Origin of the sequence: Tumidithrix helvetica PCC 7403 (assembly GCF_965232925.1) — a bacterium.
GTDB classification, from domain to species: Bacteria; Cyanobacteriota; Cyanobacteriia; order Pseudanabaenales; family Pseudanabaenaceae; genus Tumidithrix; species Tumidithrix helvetica.
This window is the reverse complement of record NZ_CBDDRA010000007.1, coordinates 162755-179047: the sequence shown is the minus strand read 5'-3', so window position 1 is coordinate 179047 and position 16293 is coordinate 162755. Positions and strand designations below refer to the sequence as shown.

Annotated in this window: 11 protein-coding genes; 5 read left to right on the top strand and 6 right to left on the bottom strand. The window is 47.4% G+C overall.

Annotated features, from left to right (window positions below):
- Positions 1-6: 6 nt before the first annotated feature.
- The 4 genes from ACP2WE_RS09075 to ACP2WE_RS09060 all read right to left on the bottom strand — a co-directional run bounded on the left by ACP2WE_RS09075 (position 7) and on the right by ACP2WE_RS09060 (position 7655).
- Positions 7-1188, bottom strand: coding sequence for an acetyl-CoA C-acyltransferase (locus ACP2WE_RS09075; RefSeq protein ID WP_425215228.1), 1182 nt, complete (start codon positions 1186-1188; stop codon positions 7-9).
- Between the two features lie 127 nt (positions 1189-1315).
- Entirely contained in the window at positions 1316-3673 is a 2358-nt protein-coding gene (locus ACP2WE_RS09070) for a 3-hydroxyacyl-CoA dehydrogenase/enoyl-CoA hydratase family protein (protein ID WP_425215227.1), read from the bottom strand.
- A gap of 98 nt (positions 3674-3771) precedes the next feature.
- Positions 3772-6783, bottom strand: coding sequence for an alpha/beta fold hydrolase (locus ACP2WE_RS09065; RefSeq protein ID WP_425215226.1), 3012 nt, complete (start codon positions 6781-6783; stop codon positions 3772-3774).
- Positions 6784-7106: 323 nt separating this feature from the next.
- Entirely contained in the window at positions 7107-7655 is a 549-nt protein-coding gene (locus tag ACP2WE_RS09060) for an Lrp/AsnC family transcriptional regulator (protein WP_425215225.1), read from the bottom strand.
- 923 nt (positions 7656-8578) lie between these two features.
- Here ACP2WE_RS09060 and ACP2WE_RS09055 point away from each other — a divergent pair.
- Positions 8579-9325: a metallophosphoesterase family protein gene (locus ACP2WE_RS09055; protein ID WP_425215224.1), complete on the top strand. Its 747-nt coding sequence runs from the start codon at positions 8579-8581 to the stop codon at positions 9323-9325.
- Here ACP2WE_RS09055 and aguB read toward each other — a convergent pair whose 3' ends face one another.
- The gene (gene aguB, locus ACP2WE_RS09050) at positions 9326-10204 is read right to left on the bottom strand and encodes an N-carbamoylputrescine amidase (protein WP_425215223.1); all 879 of its coding nucleotides are present in this window, start codon (positions 10202-10204) and stop codon (positions 9326-9328) included.
- 39 nt (positions 10205-10243) lie between these two features.
- Between aguB and yidD the strand changes: the two genes are divergently transcribed.
- The 4 genes from yidD to ACP2WE_RS09030 all read left to right on the top strand — a co-directional run bounded on the left by yidD (position 10244) and on the right by ACP2WE_RS09030 (position 15149).
- On the top strand, positions 10244-10483 hold the full coding sequence (gene yidD / locus ACP2WE_RS09045) for a membrane protein insertion efficiency factor YidD (protein WP_425215222.1): 240 nt from the start codon (positions 10244-10246) through the stop codon (positions 10481-10483).
- A gap of 61 nt (positions 10484-10544) precedes the next feature.
- Positions 10545-12005 (top strand): O-antigen ligase family protein, encoded by a 1461-nt coding sequence (locus ACP2WE_RS09040; RefSeq protein WP_425215221.1) that lies wholly within the window; start codon positions 10545-10547, stop codon positions 12003-12005.
- A gap of 2 nt (positions 12006-12007) precedes the next feature.
- Entirely contained in the window at positions 12008-13498 is a 1491-nt protein-coding gene (locus ACP2WE_RS09035; protein ID WP_425215220.1) for a BCD family MFS transporter, read from the top strand.
- Between the two features lie 295 nt (positions 13499-13793).
- Positions 13794-15149, top strand: a complete 1356-nt coding sequence (locus ACP2WE_RS09030) for an efflux RND transporter periplasmic adaptor subunit (RefSeq protein WP_425215219.1) — start codon at positions 13794-13796, stop codon at positions 15147-15149.
- A gap of 80 nt (positions 15150-15229) precedes the next feature.
- Here ACP2WE_RS09030 and ACP2WE_RS09025 read toward each other — a convergent pair whose 3' ends face one another.
- Positions 15230-16255: a CBS domain-containing protein gene (locus tag ACP2WE_RS09025; RefSeq protein ID WP_425215218.1), complete on the bottom strand. Its 1026-nt coding sequence runs from the start codon at positions 16253-16255 to the stop codon at positions 15230-15232.
- Positions 16256-16293: the final 38 nt, after the last annotated feature.

Here is a 16293-nt window from a genome sequence, read left to right as displayed (position 1 = left end):
TTTCCCCTAAAGCATTAAATTCTCAAAGATAGCAGCGGCTCCCATGCCACCACCCACACACATCGTCACCAGTCCGTAACGAACGCTACGTCGTCTCATTTCATGCAGAAGCGTAGCTGTGAGTTTGGCTCCCGTGCAGCCTAAGGGATGTCCCAAGGCGATCGCACCCCCATTGACATTGACGATATCCTCATCCAAGCCCAATTTGCGAATTACAGCTAAGGCTTGAGCAGCAAAGGCTTCGTTTAGTTCGATCAAGCCGATATCCGCTAAGGCGAGACCGACTTGATGGAGTACCTTAGGAACGGCGAGAATCGGCCCAATGCCCATAATTTCAGGCGGCACGCCTGCAACCGCAAATCCCACCATGCGACCGAGGGGTTGCAGTCCCAGTTCCTGCAATTTCCTCTGATTTACAAGGATCGAAACCGCTGCACCGTCGGACATTTGCGAAGTATTGCCAGCAGTGATACTACCCCCCAAACGAAAAGCTGGAGGTAGATTCGCTAAGGCTTCTAAACTGGTATCGGAACGCGCTCCCTCATCTGTGGATAGTACGATTTCACTCGTCTCAGGTTTACCATCCACATACAGCGTTTCGCGCACAGTGACAGGAATGATTTCATCCTTGAGTTTTCCCGATCGCATTGCCGCGATCGCGCGTTCGTGGGAGCGCAGGGCAAAAGCATCCTGATCGGCGCGGGAAATGCGATACTGTTCCGCTACATTCTCGGCAGTATGCCCCATGGCGCTATACACGGTGGGTATGTTTTCCATCAGAACTGGGTTGGGTAGCATCACATGACCGCCCATGGGAATCAGACTCATGGACTCTGCCCCACCCGCAACCATAACCTCAGCCTGTCCTGTGGCGATCGCCTGCGATGCCATCGCGATCGCCTGCAAACCCGAAGCACAAAAGCGATTGACCGTAGCCCCTGCCACCGTATCGGGAAGTCCTGCTCGCCTCGCGATCACCCTTGCCATATTAAATCCTTGTTCTGCCTCAGGAAAAGCACAACCAAAGATGGCATCGTCGATGCTGTCCGTGGGAAGGTTGGGAATCTTTTGCAATGCCCCTTGCAAAGCGATCGCGCCCAGATCGTCGGGACGCATGTTTCTCAGCGTACCGCGCGGTGCTTTACCCACTGCGGTGCGCACGCTACTGACAATATATGTTTCATTCATAGCTTTCATTGTTTTCAATCTCCGTAATCAAGATCGGATTGACCTATCCCCCCTGCCCCCTTCCCTTTAAGGGAAGGGGGAGCCAAACTCCCCTCTCCTGCAAGGAGAGGGGCTGGGGGAGAGGTTCCTAATTCCTCAGTGGCTTTTTCGTTTTCAGAATGTGGGCAATGCGTTCCTGCGTCTTGGGTTGCTCCAATAGTGGCAAAAAGGTTTCGCGTTCCAATTGCAAAAGATACTGTTCTGAAACCAAGGCGGGAGAAGAGAGATCGCCACCTGTAATTACATAAGCAAGGCGATTGGCAAGATAGCGATCGTATTCGCTGGCATATCTACCCTGTTGGAAGAGATAGGCGGTATGTTCCAAGACTGCCCTACCAGGACGACCTAGCACCATGATGTGATTGTTCTCAATCGGTGGCAGGTAACCAAGGCGATCCAAATGGAGGATTTCCGCTTTTGCTACAGCCAAACGGCGATCGCCATTCATGAGAATCTTGGCATTGTCAGGCAAGTAGCCCATTTCCCTTGCTTCGTGGGCGCTAGAAGAAACCTTTGCCATGGCGATCGTTTCAAACACGCGCGAAATTAACGGCTGAATGTGACTTGGTGCTTCTGATGCCGAACGTTCGACCGCACGCTTGACCGTACGGAGAATGCCGCCTGCACCCGGAATCAGACCGACGCTGACTTCCACCAACCCCATATAGGTTTCTGCGGCGGCAATCACATGGGGGCAAGCCAGCACGAGTTCGCAAGCTCCCCCAAGCACCCGCCCTTGAATGGCGGCAACAATCGGTTTGGGGGCGTAGTAAATGCGATGCAGGAGATTTTGGAAATCCACAATCAGTTTTTCCAAGACGCCAAGATTGCCCGATTGAGCGGCTGTGACCATTTCCAGCAGATTTGCCCCACCAGAGAAATGATCGCTACCATTGCCGATCGCCATGCCTTTATAGTTACCCGACACCAAAATGTCTAGGGATTCCGATAGCCCCTCGATTACCTTGAAACTGAGCGTGTTGCCCTTAGAGCGAAATTCGTACAGTAACACCCCATCGCCCAGATCGAGCAGTGCGGCTTCGGAATTTTGCCATAAGGTCAGTTTGGGTTCCAATTTTAACGCGTCTAAATCGATCGCATCCTTTAGGAACGGAACCTTAGCGTAGCCCTGTCCGTGTCGATAGACTTCCAGATCCTGATGGATATCTTCTTGGTAAAAGCGCTTCCCGCCCTCGGAGTCTAGGATTTCTATCCATGTAGGTATAGGTATATTCGCCGATCGCATATCCGACAAGACCGTTTCAAAGCCCAGCGTTTCCCAAAGTTCAAAGGGTCCTAATTCCCAGCCAAAGCCCCAGCACATAGCGCGATCGATATCGAGGGGACTATCGGCAATTTCAGGAATCCTGCGGGCACTGTATGCCAAGATTTCCAGTGTGGTTTGACGGAAAAATTCACCAGCTCGACCAGGATCGCGATATAGTTCCAGCAGGCGATCGGCAAGCTTGGGCAATTTCGCAATCGCTGCAATCTCCAGAGAATCCATAGAATCTGTAGCCTCGTATGTCAAGGTTTCAGGATTGAGGGCAAGAATTTCGGACTTCTGCTTTTTATAGAAACCCTGTCCCGTTTTTGCGCCCAAGGTTCCCGTAGCAACCAGTTTTCGCATCACCTCGGGCACTTGAAAGATCTCGCGACTCTCATCGTTAGGGATAGCAGGATAAAGATGGTCGGCGACGTAGGTGAGGGTATCCAGCCCGATCAGATCGGCAGTGCGGAAGGTGGCGGATTTGGGTCTGCCCACCAATGTCCCAGTTAAGGCATCAATCTCGGCGATCGTGTAATTTTGCTCAGTCCATGCCTTTACAGAGAGAAGCGTGGCATACATGCCAATCCGATTGGCGATGAAATTAGGCGTGTCTTTGGCAATCACAATGCCCTTGCCTAAATGTAACTCCCCAAACCACTGCATTCTTGCCAACACCTGCGCGTCAGTATCCTCTGTGGGAATTAGTTCCAATAATTTGAGATAGCGTGGCGGATTGAAAAAATGCGTTCCTAAAAAGCGCCTGCGAAAAGATTTCGTGCGTCCCTTGGCGATCGCGTGAATGGGCAAACCACTGGTGTTTGTAGAAATAATCGCATCAGGATGTACGACGGATTCTAATCGTGACATCAAGGCTTGTTTTGTCGGTAGATGTTCTACAATTGCCTCCACCACCCAATCCACCGTTGCCAAGCGATCGAAATGTTCTTCAAAATTGCCGAGAATGACGCGCCGCGAGGTTTTCTCAGTAAAGCAAATGGGTGGCGATAGTTTCAGGGCTTTCTTATAAGCAGATTCCACTAGGTCGTTTTTCCGACCCGAACTTGCAGGCAGATCGAGTAGATGCACGGTGAGACCAGCATTGGCAAGGTGGGCGGCGATCTGACTGCCCATAACGCCTGCACCAAGAACGGCAACGGTTCGGAGTGGGGTAAACATAATTCTAATCCTCCTAGGGATGATAGATTTTTAAAGCGATAACTTGACCTCTTCCCCGTCTCTCGTTCTCCGACAGGGAGAAGGGGAGCAAGAATTCATTAGGTCGTAAAGCGGGGATTGAGCGACTGGGTAAAAATTGGGCAGGCGATCGCGGCATAATCGGCACAGTCGAGTTGTGCGTCTTCAGTTTCTAAATTCTTTGCCTTTTTCTTGTCTTTGCGATCGCTTGCATTGCCTTCGCCATACAGAGCATCAATCTCGCGAGAGAAGTGTTTGGTAACAGCAGCACGATCGATCTGTTGGGATTCCGTCAGCAAACCATTTTCTACAGTCAATTCGGCATCGCTCAGTAGAAAGCGCTTGACATTCGCCCAATAGGGTAAATGGCAGTTGATCGCATCGATCTCGGCACGATAGAGTGACAGAATACAGGGGTGACGGAAAAGTTCGTCATTGGTTAGCGTGACGCTCAGTTCGGGGAACCCCAACGTCCGCAAGCGATCGCGTAAAGCACTGAGATTCGCAAAGATCAATGCCGAGCAGAATTTGCGATCGGAACCAACGATCGCGGCTTGTTTGACCAAGGTGGATGCCCGCAAGTGTGCTTCCAAGGGCTGTGGCGCGATATATTTCCCCGTAGAGAGCTTAAATAGAGCTTTCTTCATACCTGTGATTTTGAGCAAACCATTGGCTGTAAAGGCTCCCAAATCGCCCGTATGCAACCATCCCTGCGCGTCGATCGCTGCCAGTGTGGCTTCGGCATTTTTGTAATAGCCGGGCGTAACATACAGTCCCCGTACGAGAATTTCGCCATCGGTGGCGATCGCAATTTCTACCCCAGGAATCGGACTCCCCACCGTACCTGCGCGATTGTTGTCCAAGCGATTGAAGCAGGCCACTCCACCCGTCTGCGTTAAGCCATAGCCTTGCAAGATCGGTATGCCTGCGGCACTGAACACATTGGCGATTTCGGCACTTAAGGCAGCACCACCACTGAGCAGATATTTAAGCCGATCGCCAAATAGCGATCGCCATTGAGAATACACCAATCCATCTGCAATTTTCATCGCAAGCTTTGTATGCAATACGGATAATCCACGGGGCTTTTGTCCCATTTCGTATTGCTGCGCTAGATGCAAGGCACAGGTGGAAATTCGTCGTTCCCACCAGGATAGTTTCTGATTGCGCTCGGCGATTTTGCTGTAGAACTTCTCCAGTAACAGAGGCACGGAAGCGAGGACGGTAGGTTGCACTTCCTTTAAATGTTTGAGGACTCGGTTGGGATGGGATAAGTAAACGCTGTGACTGTAGTACAGATGACCGTAGAACAGACAACGCGCAAACACATGGGTGAGGGGTAAAAAGGAAAGGGACACCTCGCGATCGCCCCACTCCAAGCCCTTTAAACTCGCAAAAGCAGCTAAAGCATTCCCAGAAAGGTTTTCATGGGTCAGCATCACACCCACCAGTTTCCCTGTCTCGGCGGGAATGTAAATGATCGTTGCCAGATCCTTGGATGTCAAACGCGATCGCAAAATTTGGAGGTTGTTCGCGGTCGTCTGACGCTGTCCTTGGGCTTGCAACTCATTGAGGGAAAACACCTGCAAACACTGGGGCAGAGGAATATCGCGGGTTTCTACACGAGTTTCCGTAGGCGTTCCATGCAGGAATGTATGCAAATCCAGACAGGCATCGGCAGGAATCGTTTCGGTGAATTCTAACCCATCACTCGGAGTTGAGCGATCGGAATTTAGCAGGGATTCCCATGAAGAGGCTTTTGCCGATCGCGTCGGTTGCCAATCTACCGGAACTTCGGCGATCGCGATCTGCTGTAAATTTGGCGCTTTGCCCAAATAGGGGGCAATTTGCTTTAATAAATCCAAATTTGCCACAATCAGAGCCTTGGCTTCGCTGTGGGACAGCGCAAAGAAAATATTCTCTAGAGTTTGCGTCAAGTCAATCGGTACATCCACCAAGCCTGCCAACAGACAACCCATATCCGCGATCGCAAAATTCAGATCGTTGTGCATCAGAAAAGCAACCCGATCGCCTTTCTCCAAACCCAAACCCAGCAACCCCATCGCCAAGGATTCCGTTGCCGATTTGAATGCTTGATTGGATAGCGATCGCCAACCATTTTCCGTCCATTGATTGAGCGCCTTAGCATTGGGATAGCGCTGACATGCCTCTTCTAAAAGGGAAGGTAACGTGTGCCCTAGGGGAACCAAAGCCGCATTCTGCAAAGTATTCTCCAAGAAAAATTGGCAGGTTTGCGCTCCTTCTAAATGGCGATCGAGCCAGATTTCTAAATCGGTAAATACCTTGCGAGAATTTTCAGCCACATACAGATCGTGATAACCGTCAGGATACTCTCGATGTTCTTTATCGGGAAAGATCGCTTTTTGAAAAAAGGCGCGACTGGCTTCGGGGAGGGTGACGCGATCGGCACTCCCATGCATAATCAGCAATGGGATTTTCAACTCAGAGGCATGGTTGTAAATCCAGTCCACGGTTGCAAAAAATTCCGTTGCTAGCCGAGCGGTTCCATATTCATGTCTTAGGGGATCTTGCTCGTAGGCGAGTTGCGCTTCAGGGGTTCTTGCGTTTTCTTCGTTGTGCAGTCCAGCTTTCAAACTGAAACGTGGCAATATTTTAGAAAATACTCTCCCCAAGGAAAGTTTAAAAGTAGAGATATTCACCTTGCCCAAAGCAGGCGCAGTGACGATCGCACCGCGAATATTATCGGGATAGTGCAAGATATAATCAAGCACAATCGTCCCACCTAAGCTATGTCCCCAGAGGATGTACGAACAGCAAGCCCGTTGCGATCGGATCTGCTGAAATAGAAGATGAAGATCTTCGCGAAATTCTTGCCAACGATTGATGTAGCCCCTCTGTCCCTCTGAACGTCCGTGTCCTCGCAAATCTAGGGCATAGACTTCATAGCCTTGGGGAACTAAATAGTCCACCACATTTTGAAATACGCCACTATGCGAACCCAACCCATGGACGAGAACGACGATCGCTTGGCTCAGTCCCTCTGGTTGCCAGCTTTGATAGTAGAGATGGCATCCCTCATACCCCAGTAGCGTTCCTTCTATATGTTTCATCGTAGCTCCCTCCCCTAAGGTGAGATCTGGCATTACTTCTGGTAGAAACTGCTTTTAGATCGAGGTGCTACTGAGTTTTACTGCGATTTCTCCACCTTGCGCGAACTTTCCATTGGTAACTTATGCGCACAAGTCGGACTTATCCCCCTTAATTTATCCTTACATGAGTCGCAAAGCGACTTTCCACAGGGTAAAGGGAAGATTGGAAATCCAGTCCCTCTCCTTTGCAAGGGGAGGGCTAGGGTGGGGTAATTTTCTATAGCAGTCACGATCTGGATTGACGCGATCGCCCATCCAAATATTCGTAAGATCCTAGAAGCTTTTTAGGTCTTGACTTCTATAGAATTCAACTCAGTATCTAAGGGTAGAGAAGTAGAAGCTTTAATTTGATTGAGAACGATATTGGTTCGCACCTTATCAACGCCGGGAATCAGTGTAATTTCTTCATTGAGAAATCGTTCTAATTCTTGGTGATCTGGCACGACGACCTTTAACAAATAGTCAAATTCACCAGTCAGGTGATGGCATTCCAATACTTCTGGTAGCCCTTGCATACGCTCGCAAAACTGACCTACACATTCTGGTTGATTGTGGCTGAGGGTAACTTGGGTAAAACAGAGGAGATCGAGTCCCAAGGCCTCACGATTTACTAGCGTTACGTATCCGTCGATGCAACCACTGTCTTCTAGCTTTTTGAGCCGTTTTTGCAATCCAGGTGGTGTGAGATTTAACTGACGAGCCAATTCTGCATTACTAGTCCGACTATTCTCTTGTAAGAGTTGTAACAGCAATCTATCTCGATCGTCTAACTGCTGAAACTGTTCTGGTTGCTTCTCTGTAGGTTTGCGTTTAGGAGGCTTTTTATTTTGCAATTGACCTCTCCAAATATAGGTTTGTAAATTGACAGTTTCTTACTTGTTATCCTAGCCGATTCTCGCGGTTCGATCAAGATCCTTAGTTATTATTTAATACTTTATGGGGTATTTTAGTTTATAAAGTAAACTCAATCCGTATTTTTTGCTTATATAAAGCACAAATTTGAGCTGACTGTACCGCTGATGGTAAAAGTCCAGAAACCTGATGCGCTATATCCTAGGCGGACAGAAACAAATTTTTTTAGCTCTCTGCGACGAGAAAGTCGCGTATTCGATGCTTTCGCATCAATTGCTTGAAGCCTCTTGGCTTCCGAGGATCTCTTCTCCTCGTCCGTAAAGGAATCAGGAGATCTAGCGATCGGATTGAACTTTCTACAGTTTTAACGAGCAATTAAATCGTCGCAAGCTTCAATCTAGTGATGATAAATATATTCGAGAATGGAAGGCTATTCGTGAAACAGTCGTTCGAGAAATGAGAACTTCTTTGTCTTGTGATATTAAGTGGAGATTGCTAGACTATGGCGTTCCAAGCAATTCGGGTTCCTATACATCTCGTTCGTTAGATCGAATTGCAGACACAATTGTTAACACTCGTCATCCTTATGAATCTGATGCAACCAAAAAAATTATTAGTCAGTCATTCGACAGTCACAGCGAATATCCGATCCTTGCAAGTAAATGTTTAAGCTTTGTTGCAGCAATAAAATTAGCTTTTATTCTTGGTTTCGGCTGGGTAAACTTTCCTAAATGATAGGCAAAATAAAATTATCTAGTGTTGACACCTTTACTTTGTCTGGATTGAGGTTTAAAAAGCATAAATAAAGTTAAAATTGGTTAGAGACCCGACCCTTATGCAACTTATTTTGTGAGATATGCTAGTCAAAATTGCAATTTCATTTTAGATCCGGGGATAAAATACATTGAGCCGATTTGTCATTGGAGATGTTCACGGTCAATATGACGGGCTAATGATGTTGATTAAGCAAATCAACCTACAGCCTACAGATCAGCTGTTTTTTTTGGGGGATTTGATCGATCGCGGTACCCAAAGCTCTGCTGTGGTGGCTTGGGTGATGCAACAGGGTCATTTTTGCCTAAAGGGAAATCACGAGCAAATGTGCATCGAAGCATTTGCCGCACCTGACACCTCAACTGTGTGGAACGGATGGTTGGTCAATGGCGGCATTAGAACCCTAGAAAGCTACGGTGAAAACGGTATGCTTGAGTCTCATGTAGAATGGATGACACAGCTCCCTTTATACCTCGATTTGGGTGATGTTTGGTTAGTTCACGCAGGGTTAAATCCTTACTTACCTTTAGAAGAGCAAGGCGAAGAAGAATTTTGTTGGATTCGAGAAAGATTTCACCGCAGTACAGAACCTTATTTCCCCAATAAGACAATTATTACAGGACATACAATTACCTTTATTTTCCCTGAGGTCGAGCCTGGGCAACTTGCCTTGGGTGCTGGTTGGCTAGATATCGATACGGGGGCTTACCACCCTAAAAGCGGTTGGCTGACGGCTCTAGACATTGATAATGCGATTGTCCATCAAACCAATGTCTTTAGCCGAGCGGTAAGATCGTTACCGCTCTCAGAGATTGCAGTACCCGTCAAGCCAATTGAGGAAAGACAGCCCGTGAAACGCAAATGGGCTTGGTCGTAACTAAAGTTCCCCATCCGCCGTTGTGAGAATGTTATAAAGTTCTGGGCGGCGATCGCGGAAAAAGCCAAACGAAGCACGATTGCGGCGAATCGTCTCAAGGTCAAATTGGGCAAGCAAGATTCCCTCCTCGGTGGCGTTAAGTTCGGCAACTTTATCACCGCGATGATTGGCAATAAATGAGTGACCGTAAAAGATTTGGCTCCCTTCTTTACCAACTCGATTTGCCGCTGCCACAGGAATCACATTGCTAACCGCATGACCGATCATGGCACGTTGCCAAGGATCTTTGGTATTCAGGTCGGGTTCTTCAGGCTCAGAACCGATCGCGGTTGGGTACAACAACACATCTGCCCCCATCAATGCCATGGCTCTGGCGCATTCGGGAAACCATTGATCCCAACAAATGCCCACCCCAATCTTGCCAAAGGCGGTCTGCCAGACTTTAAAACCCGTATTCCCTGGGCGAAAATAAAATTTCTCCTCATAGCCAGGACCATCGGGAATGTGGCTTTTCCGATAAATGCCCAGTACCTCACCATTGGTATCGATCGTGGCAAGGCTGTTGTAGTAGGTTTGTCCTGCACGCTCAAAAAAAGAGAGCGGGATAACGACCTTGAGCTTTTGGGCTAAAGATTGAAAGTGCTGAATCGTCGGGTGATCGGCGACGGGATGAGCCCAGTCAAAAAAGCGATCGCGTTCTTCACGGCAAAAATAAGCACCTTCAAAGAGTTCTGGAGGCAAAATCACCTGTGCGCCTCGCTCGGAGGCTTTTAAGACAAAATCGGTAATCTTGGCTATGTTGATGGCGGCATCGGTCGTGGCATCAACATCAAGAGCCGCTTGAATCACGGCAATCGTCAGGGATTGAGATTTTGACATCAAGATTTACCCAATTCAATCTATTCTAAAATATCAACTATGAAAACTATCTTACTTTGGCTCATTCGTTTTTACCGTTTTTGTATCTCTCCCTTGACGCTTCCTAGTTGCCGATTTCAACCCACCTGCTCTCAGTATGCGCTGACAGCGATCGAGCGCTTTGGGGCATGGAAAGGGAGTGGGATGGCGGTAAAACGAATTTGTCGCTGTCATCCTTGGCATCCTGGGGGCTATGACCCCGTACCAGAGATATCTTGTCAGCAACCTCATCAACATTAGATTAAACTTCTCTCTAATATTTAACTTCTGAGATCTCTAAATATCAATGTGGGTGGGGTGTATGGATTTTTTCTCTCGTTTATTTCAGTTTAAGCGATCGAAATTGTGGACTCGGTTTGAATTTGCGAACTGTCCGTTACCAGATCCCAAATTGCAATTGGCTTGGCAAGGTTTGCAGTGGGGAATATTTTTTATTTCTTGGAATATTGTGTTTGCGATCGCACCTTTACTATTAGTGATGTTCATCCCTTGGTATCGTCGATTTCAGGAAATTGTAAAGGCTCGGATTACACAGGGCTTTTTTCTCTTTATTGTTTGCCTATTGGTTGTCTCCATATTTGCGCTCAACCCGCTTGAATCATTTTTAGGGGTTTTTAATTTCCTTCCATTCATCATCATGTTTGCTGGAATTGTGGTATTAATCCAGACCCCCGAGCAACTACGTCGTTTAGCATGGCTGCTGGTAATTGGGGCAATTCCTGCGATCGCGATTGGGTTGGGACAGTTTTATCTGGGTTGGTCAACCTATACCAATTTTGATTTGGCTCGCTTCGTTGTCGAAGGTTCTGATACACCCGGTCGCATGACGGGAACCTTTAAACATGCCAACCTGTTTGCCCACGATTTAGCGCTTGTGTTTGCGATCGCAATGGGGCTGTGGGTAGATACCCATCACCGTTTCAGAGCATTATGGGGAATCAGGACTGCGCAATATGTCGATTGTAATTTAGATAAGCATAGCGATCGTAATTTAAAAATTCAATTAACTTTTTTGAGTGGCATTCTATTCTTGATTGCGACTTGTCTCTTTTTAACAAATTCTCGTAATGGCTGGATTGCTGCGATCGCAACGTTTTTGGCATTTGCGATCTATCATCGCCAACGCATCATTGTTGGCATGGTAGTGAGTTTAATTGGGGGTGTTTCTTGGGCAGCATTTGGCCCTAATCCCGTACAAACATGGCTGCGGTGGGTGGTTCCAAAAGCAATTTGGTCAAGACTAAATGGCGAGATGTATCAGACCCAAGCTGCTGATTTGCGAACGACGATCTGGCAAGTGGCAATTAATCTAACCCAGCAAAGACCTTGGACGGGGTGGGGGTTGCAAAGTTTTGGCAAGCTCTACGAAGCGCAGACCCATCTATGGTTGGGGCATCCGCATAATCTTGTATTGATGTTAACTGTGTCTGTTGGAATTCCGATCGCGCTATTTTTCTTGGGATTAGTAGGTTGGGTTTTGATGCAAGGAATTTTGTGTCTTTGCGATCGCTCTGGCGATCCATCCGCTAAATTCTATCGACTGAATGCACCCGATCGCCTAATCCTCTTTACCTACTTAACCGCTTTTGGTTGCTGTATGATTTTTCAAACAACTGATGTGACCATATTCGATCCGCGCATCAATTTTTTGGGATGGTTCCTCTTAGCTGCCATTTTAGGGGTTGCTAATGGAACTCGTAAGGAAGCCCTGCAAACTCCTGAAAGTAATCATAGGTTTGAACCCGAACTCACTGAAAATTAGATATGAATAGCCCAAACCAATCCTCTCTGACTCCAGAGCCAGAATTACCTAGTCTCTCCAATCATCCGAAACTCAACTTGCTAAGCATGTTTCGGATGGGATTATTTCAGATGGGTTTAGGCATCATGTCTTTGTTGATTGCAGGGTTACTAAATCGCCTGATGATTAACGAACTCGTCATCCCTGCCACGCTTGCCGCTGGGTTTATCGCTATGCCTTTGTTTGTCTCTCCCGCTAGAGTATGGTTCGGGCAAACATCCGATGCCAAAACAATTTTTGGGATGCATCGTACGGGCTATGTCTGGATTGGGGCAGTTATGTTTGCGATTGTTGGCTTTTTCACGACTCAAGTCATGTGGCAATTAGGACGTAGTGTTTATGAAGTTGGCTGGACTGGAAGCACCTACGGATGGGTAGTTCTTTTGAGTGGAATGTTTGCCCTTTATGGTATTTCTATCAGCTTAAGCTCTACTCCCTTTGCAGCACTGCTTGTTGATATTTCTGACGAAGAGGAGCGCTCAAAACTAGTTAGCATCGTCTGGTCGATGTTGATGGTCGGCATTGTGATTGGGGCAATTGTAGTTTCGCGGCTATTACCCTGTACGGGTACTCCACCCAGCAATATTTCCATTTATGCCCAAGGCGATCGCCTGACACAATTGCAATCAGCGATCAACTTGGTGTTTTTAGCTGTTCCAGGGGCGGTCGTTGGTTTAACAGTATTTGCCACCTATGGCATTGAAAAAAAATATTCGCGGTATAAATTTCGCGTAGCGCAAAACGAGATCCTCAACGGCAGTGAAGTCAGCGAAGACAAACTCACCTTGGGGCGTGCTTTGCGGGTACTGACAGCCAGTAAGCAAACAGGGCTATTTTTCTCGTTTTTATTAATGATGACCATCGGTATTTTTATGCAAGATGCCATTATGGAACCATTTGGTGGTGCTGTATTTGGCATGAGCATTTGTGCAACCACACAACTTAATGCTGCTTTTGGCATGGGAACGCTGATTGGTTTAAGTGCTTCTGGTTTTTTAGTAATTCCACGCATTGGCAAACAAGCCTCGGCGCGACTGGGCTGTTATTTGGTCGCAGCCAGTTGTCTGTTGCTTTTGATATCAGGCTTTTTACAGAAAACTTGGGTACTGCAAGCAGCTCTGGCACTTTTTGGGTTTGCCTCTGGGATTACAACTTCAGGTGCGCTCAGTCTCATGCTCGATCTCACTGCTGCTGAGACCGCAGGCACATTTGTGGGGGCTTGGGGGTTGTCCCAAGCGATCGCGAGAGGATTGGCGACGCTATCAGGCGGTATCGTGCTAGATATTGGTAAAAAAATATTTGATACCCCCATATTTGCCTACAGTTTTGTATTTGTTTGGGAAGCATGTGTCATGATCCTAGCTGTAAGTTTGCTCAGTCGGGTGAATGTTCAAGAATTTCGCACCGATGCGAAACGTGCGATCGCTAATGTATTAGCCAATGAGTTAGACTAGGCTTCGACTTTGCCATCACATATTTCAGAGCAAATCTGTTTGCCGCTGATCATAGGAATTTTCGTGCTAAGGGGTGATGTTTTTTTACCTAAGTTGTACTAAATTAGGCTGTGGTGTTGGGCGCAAACATAATTATATCGAATCCAAAAGATCTGCGATATTTTAATGCATTCGCGAGAAACTTTTGTCTGAATTATCCTCCTGTCTGTGTGAATGCTTAGCCTGTTTAGGTTAATGATTAGGATGTAGTGATAGATAGAGGATTACTCAAAAAATAGTCAAAAATTATAACGTGATGCAAATTCCTCTACTTGGCAAAAAAGAACCCGATCGAAATCCAATAGAATCAGCTCAGGCAGAACCCGATCGAAAGCAGCCTAAGCAAACAGAACCCAAGAAAGGGCTGCCACCTTGGCTGATAGTCCTAACGCTCGTAGGTGTATTAGGGATTGGCTTCACGGCTTTTCGCCTGTTGAATCGTGGGGATACAACAGCAGACACCACGAACGCAACAGAAGCCGTAATTTCCACAGAGCTAAGCATCAAAATCAAAGCGAGTGGCTCGGTTGTCCCAATTCAAAGCGTGAATGTCAGCCCCAAGCAAGCAGGGAAACTCACAGTACTTTTGGTAGAGCAAGGCGATCGCGTGCGAAAAGGACAAATCATCGCTCGCATGGATGATAGCAACATTGAACCCTTAGTCCAGCAAGCAAGAGCCAATGTTGCCTCTGCCGAAGCGACTTTAGCAAAATTAAGAAATGGCAGTCGTTCTGAAGAAGTCGCCTCGATTCGCGCCCGCATGGAATCCGCGAGAGCTAGTGCGAATCTGGCAAATGTCCGAGTGAATCGCTATCGAGATTTACTGGCACAGGGGGCAATTACCCAAGATCGTTTTGACGAAGTGATCACAAGCGAACGTACGGCTTTAGCTAATCTACAGGATCTACAACGTCAGTTAGAGCAAGCCCAAAACGGCAGCCGCGTGGAAGATATTGCTCAAGCAGAAGCAGCGTTAGAAAGTCAAATCGCGTCTCTCAGAAATGTAGAAGTACAACAACAAGATACGGTGATTGTGGCTCCATTTGATGGCATCATCACGCAGAAGTTTTCTAATGTTGGAGCTTTTGTCACACCAACCACCGCAGCTTCGGCGAGTAACTCGGCAACTTCTACCTCGATTGTGACACTCGCGAATGGTTTAGAAATTTTAGCGAAAGTGCCCGAGGTCGATATCGCGCAAATCAAGATTGGTCAGCAGGTGGAGATTACAGCAGATGCATTTCCAGATCGCGTTTATAAAGGTCGGGTACGCTTGATCTCTCCTGAAGCCGTAATCGAGCAAAATGTGACTTCGTTTCAAGTGCGCATCCTTTTAGAGACTGGAGAAAACCAGTTGCGATCGGGCATGAATATAGATCTCGAATTTATCGGACAAAAGATCGATAATGCTTTGGTTGTGCCGACTGTGGCGATCGTGTCTGAAGGTGGAGAGATTGGGGTTCTCATGCCCGATGAAACGAATAAGCCGAAGTTCCGGCCAGTTACGATTGGTACAACTGTGAAAAACCAGACGCAAATTCTTAAAGGAGTTAAGCCAGGCGATCGCGTGTTTGTCAAACTTCCTGACAATGCCAAACCTACAGGAAAATAGAAAGAGCGTTCGCTTGTTCAGCGATTGGGCTGCAAACTTTCCGCATGGATGACTTCAAAAGTAGTTGAGGCGATCGCCGATTATGGACTCGGAGAAAAGGGATCTGGAGTTTGGTTTGGCTTTGGGGGGCGATCGCTCGGATTTTCTGCTTGAGATGCTTTGAGTCGTTCGGCTTTCTCAGCTTGAAGTTGTTGAATCGTTTGTTGCAAATTCTCAATCACACCATACATTTCCATCGGATCGAAAACGCGTAACAAGCTGGTTTGGGTGACAATGCCCAAACCCAAGCCCCAATTCCAAGATACGACCAAACGCCCCACTCGTCTTTTTTGCATTTCTTGATGCGCTGTCCATAGTGAGTCCTCTGGGCTAAGTAGAAACAGAGGCGTACTCATAACGGTCTGAGCCTGAGTTCTCACCAGATCGATTTGCATGGCTTGAAACTGGACTATGTCGCGTTCGGTGATAATGCCAACGGGCTTGCTATGCTCTTCACCATTGGTTTGAGTAACTACAACACAACTCACACGGTGCTTTGCCATGAGTTGCGCCAGTTGCACGATCGGGGCAGTTAAGGGTGCTTGAATGACTTCAGCGGTCATCACATCTGAAACTCGTCGAAATCTCAGGAGGTTTGCTGGACGCATAACACGACGGATGCTTTCATGGGAAATGACGCCAACTAAGCGATCGCGCTCGTCCAAGATGGGCAAATGGCGAATTTGATAGCGTCGAAATAGAAACAGCGCCGCAAAAATGTCCTGTACCGAGCGCTCGGGAAGGGTGATAATTGGGTGTACCATCACCTCTGCTACTGTCATATTTGTCATGTCGATCGACTGAGCCGTCAAGCGGACAATATCTCTCTCAGTAAAGATTCCAAGCAATTCTTGTCCCTGCATGACGAGAATGCAACTAGCTAGCACCACTTTAGAAGGAAGATCTGACCAAGGATCTGACTCTATCAGCGAACAGGTGCGGTGATGCGCTTGGCTAATCAGGGCGATCGCATCAACCAATAAAGTTTCTGGAGACACGATCAAGGGATGGCGTTCGATCGCTTCACCCAAATCTGGTGCCCAATCTAAAGGATGATCAAATTGCATAGTTTGGGTTACCAAGCGATCGCAAGCTCCATGCAATA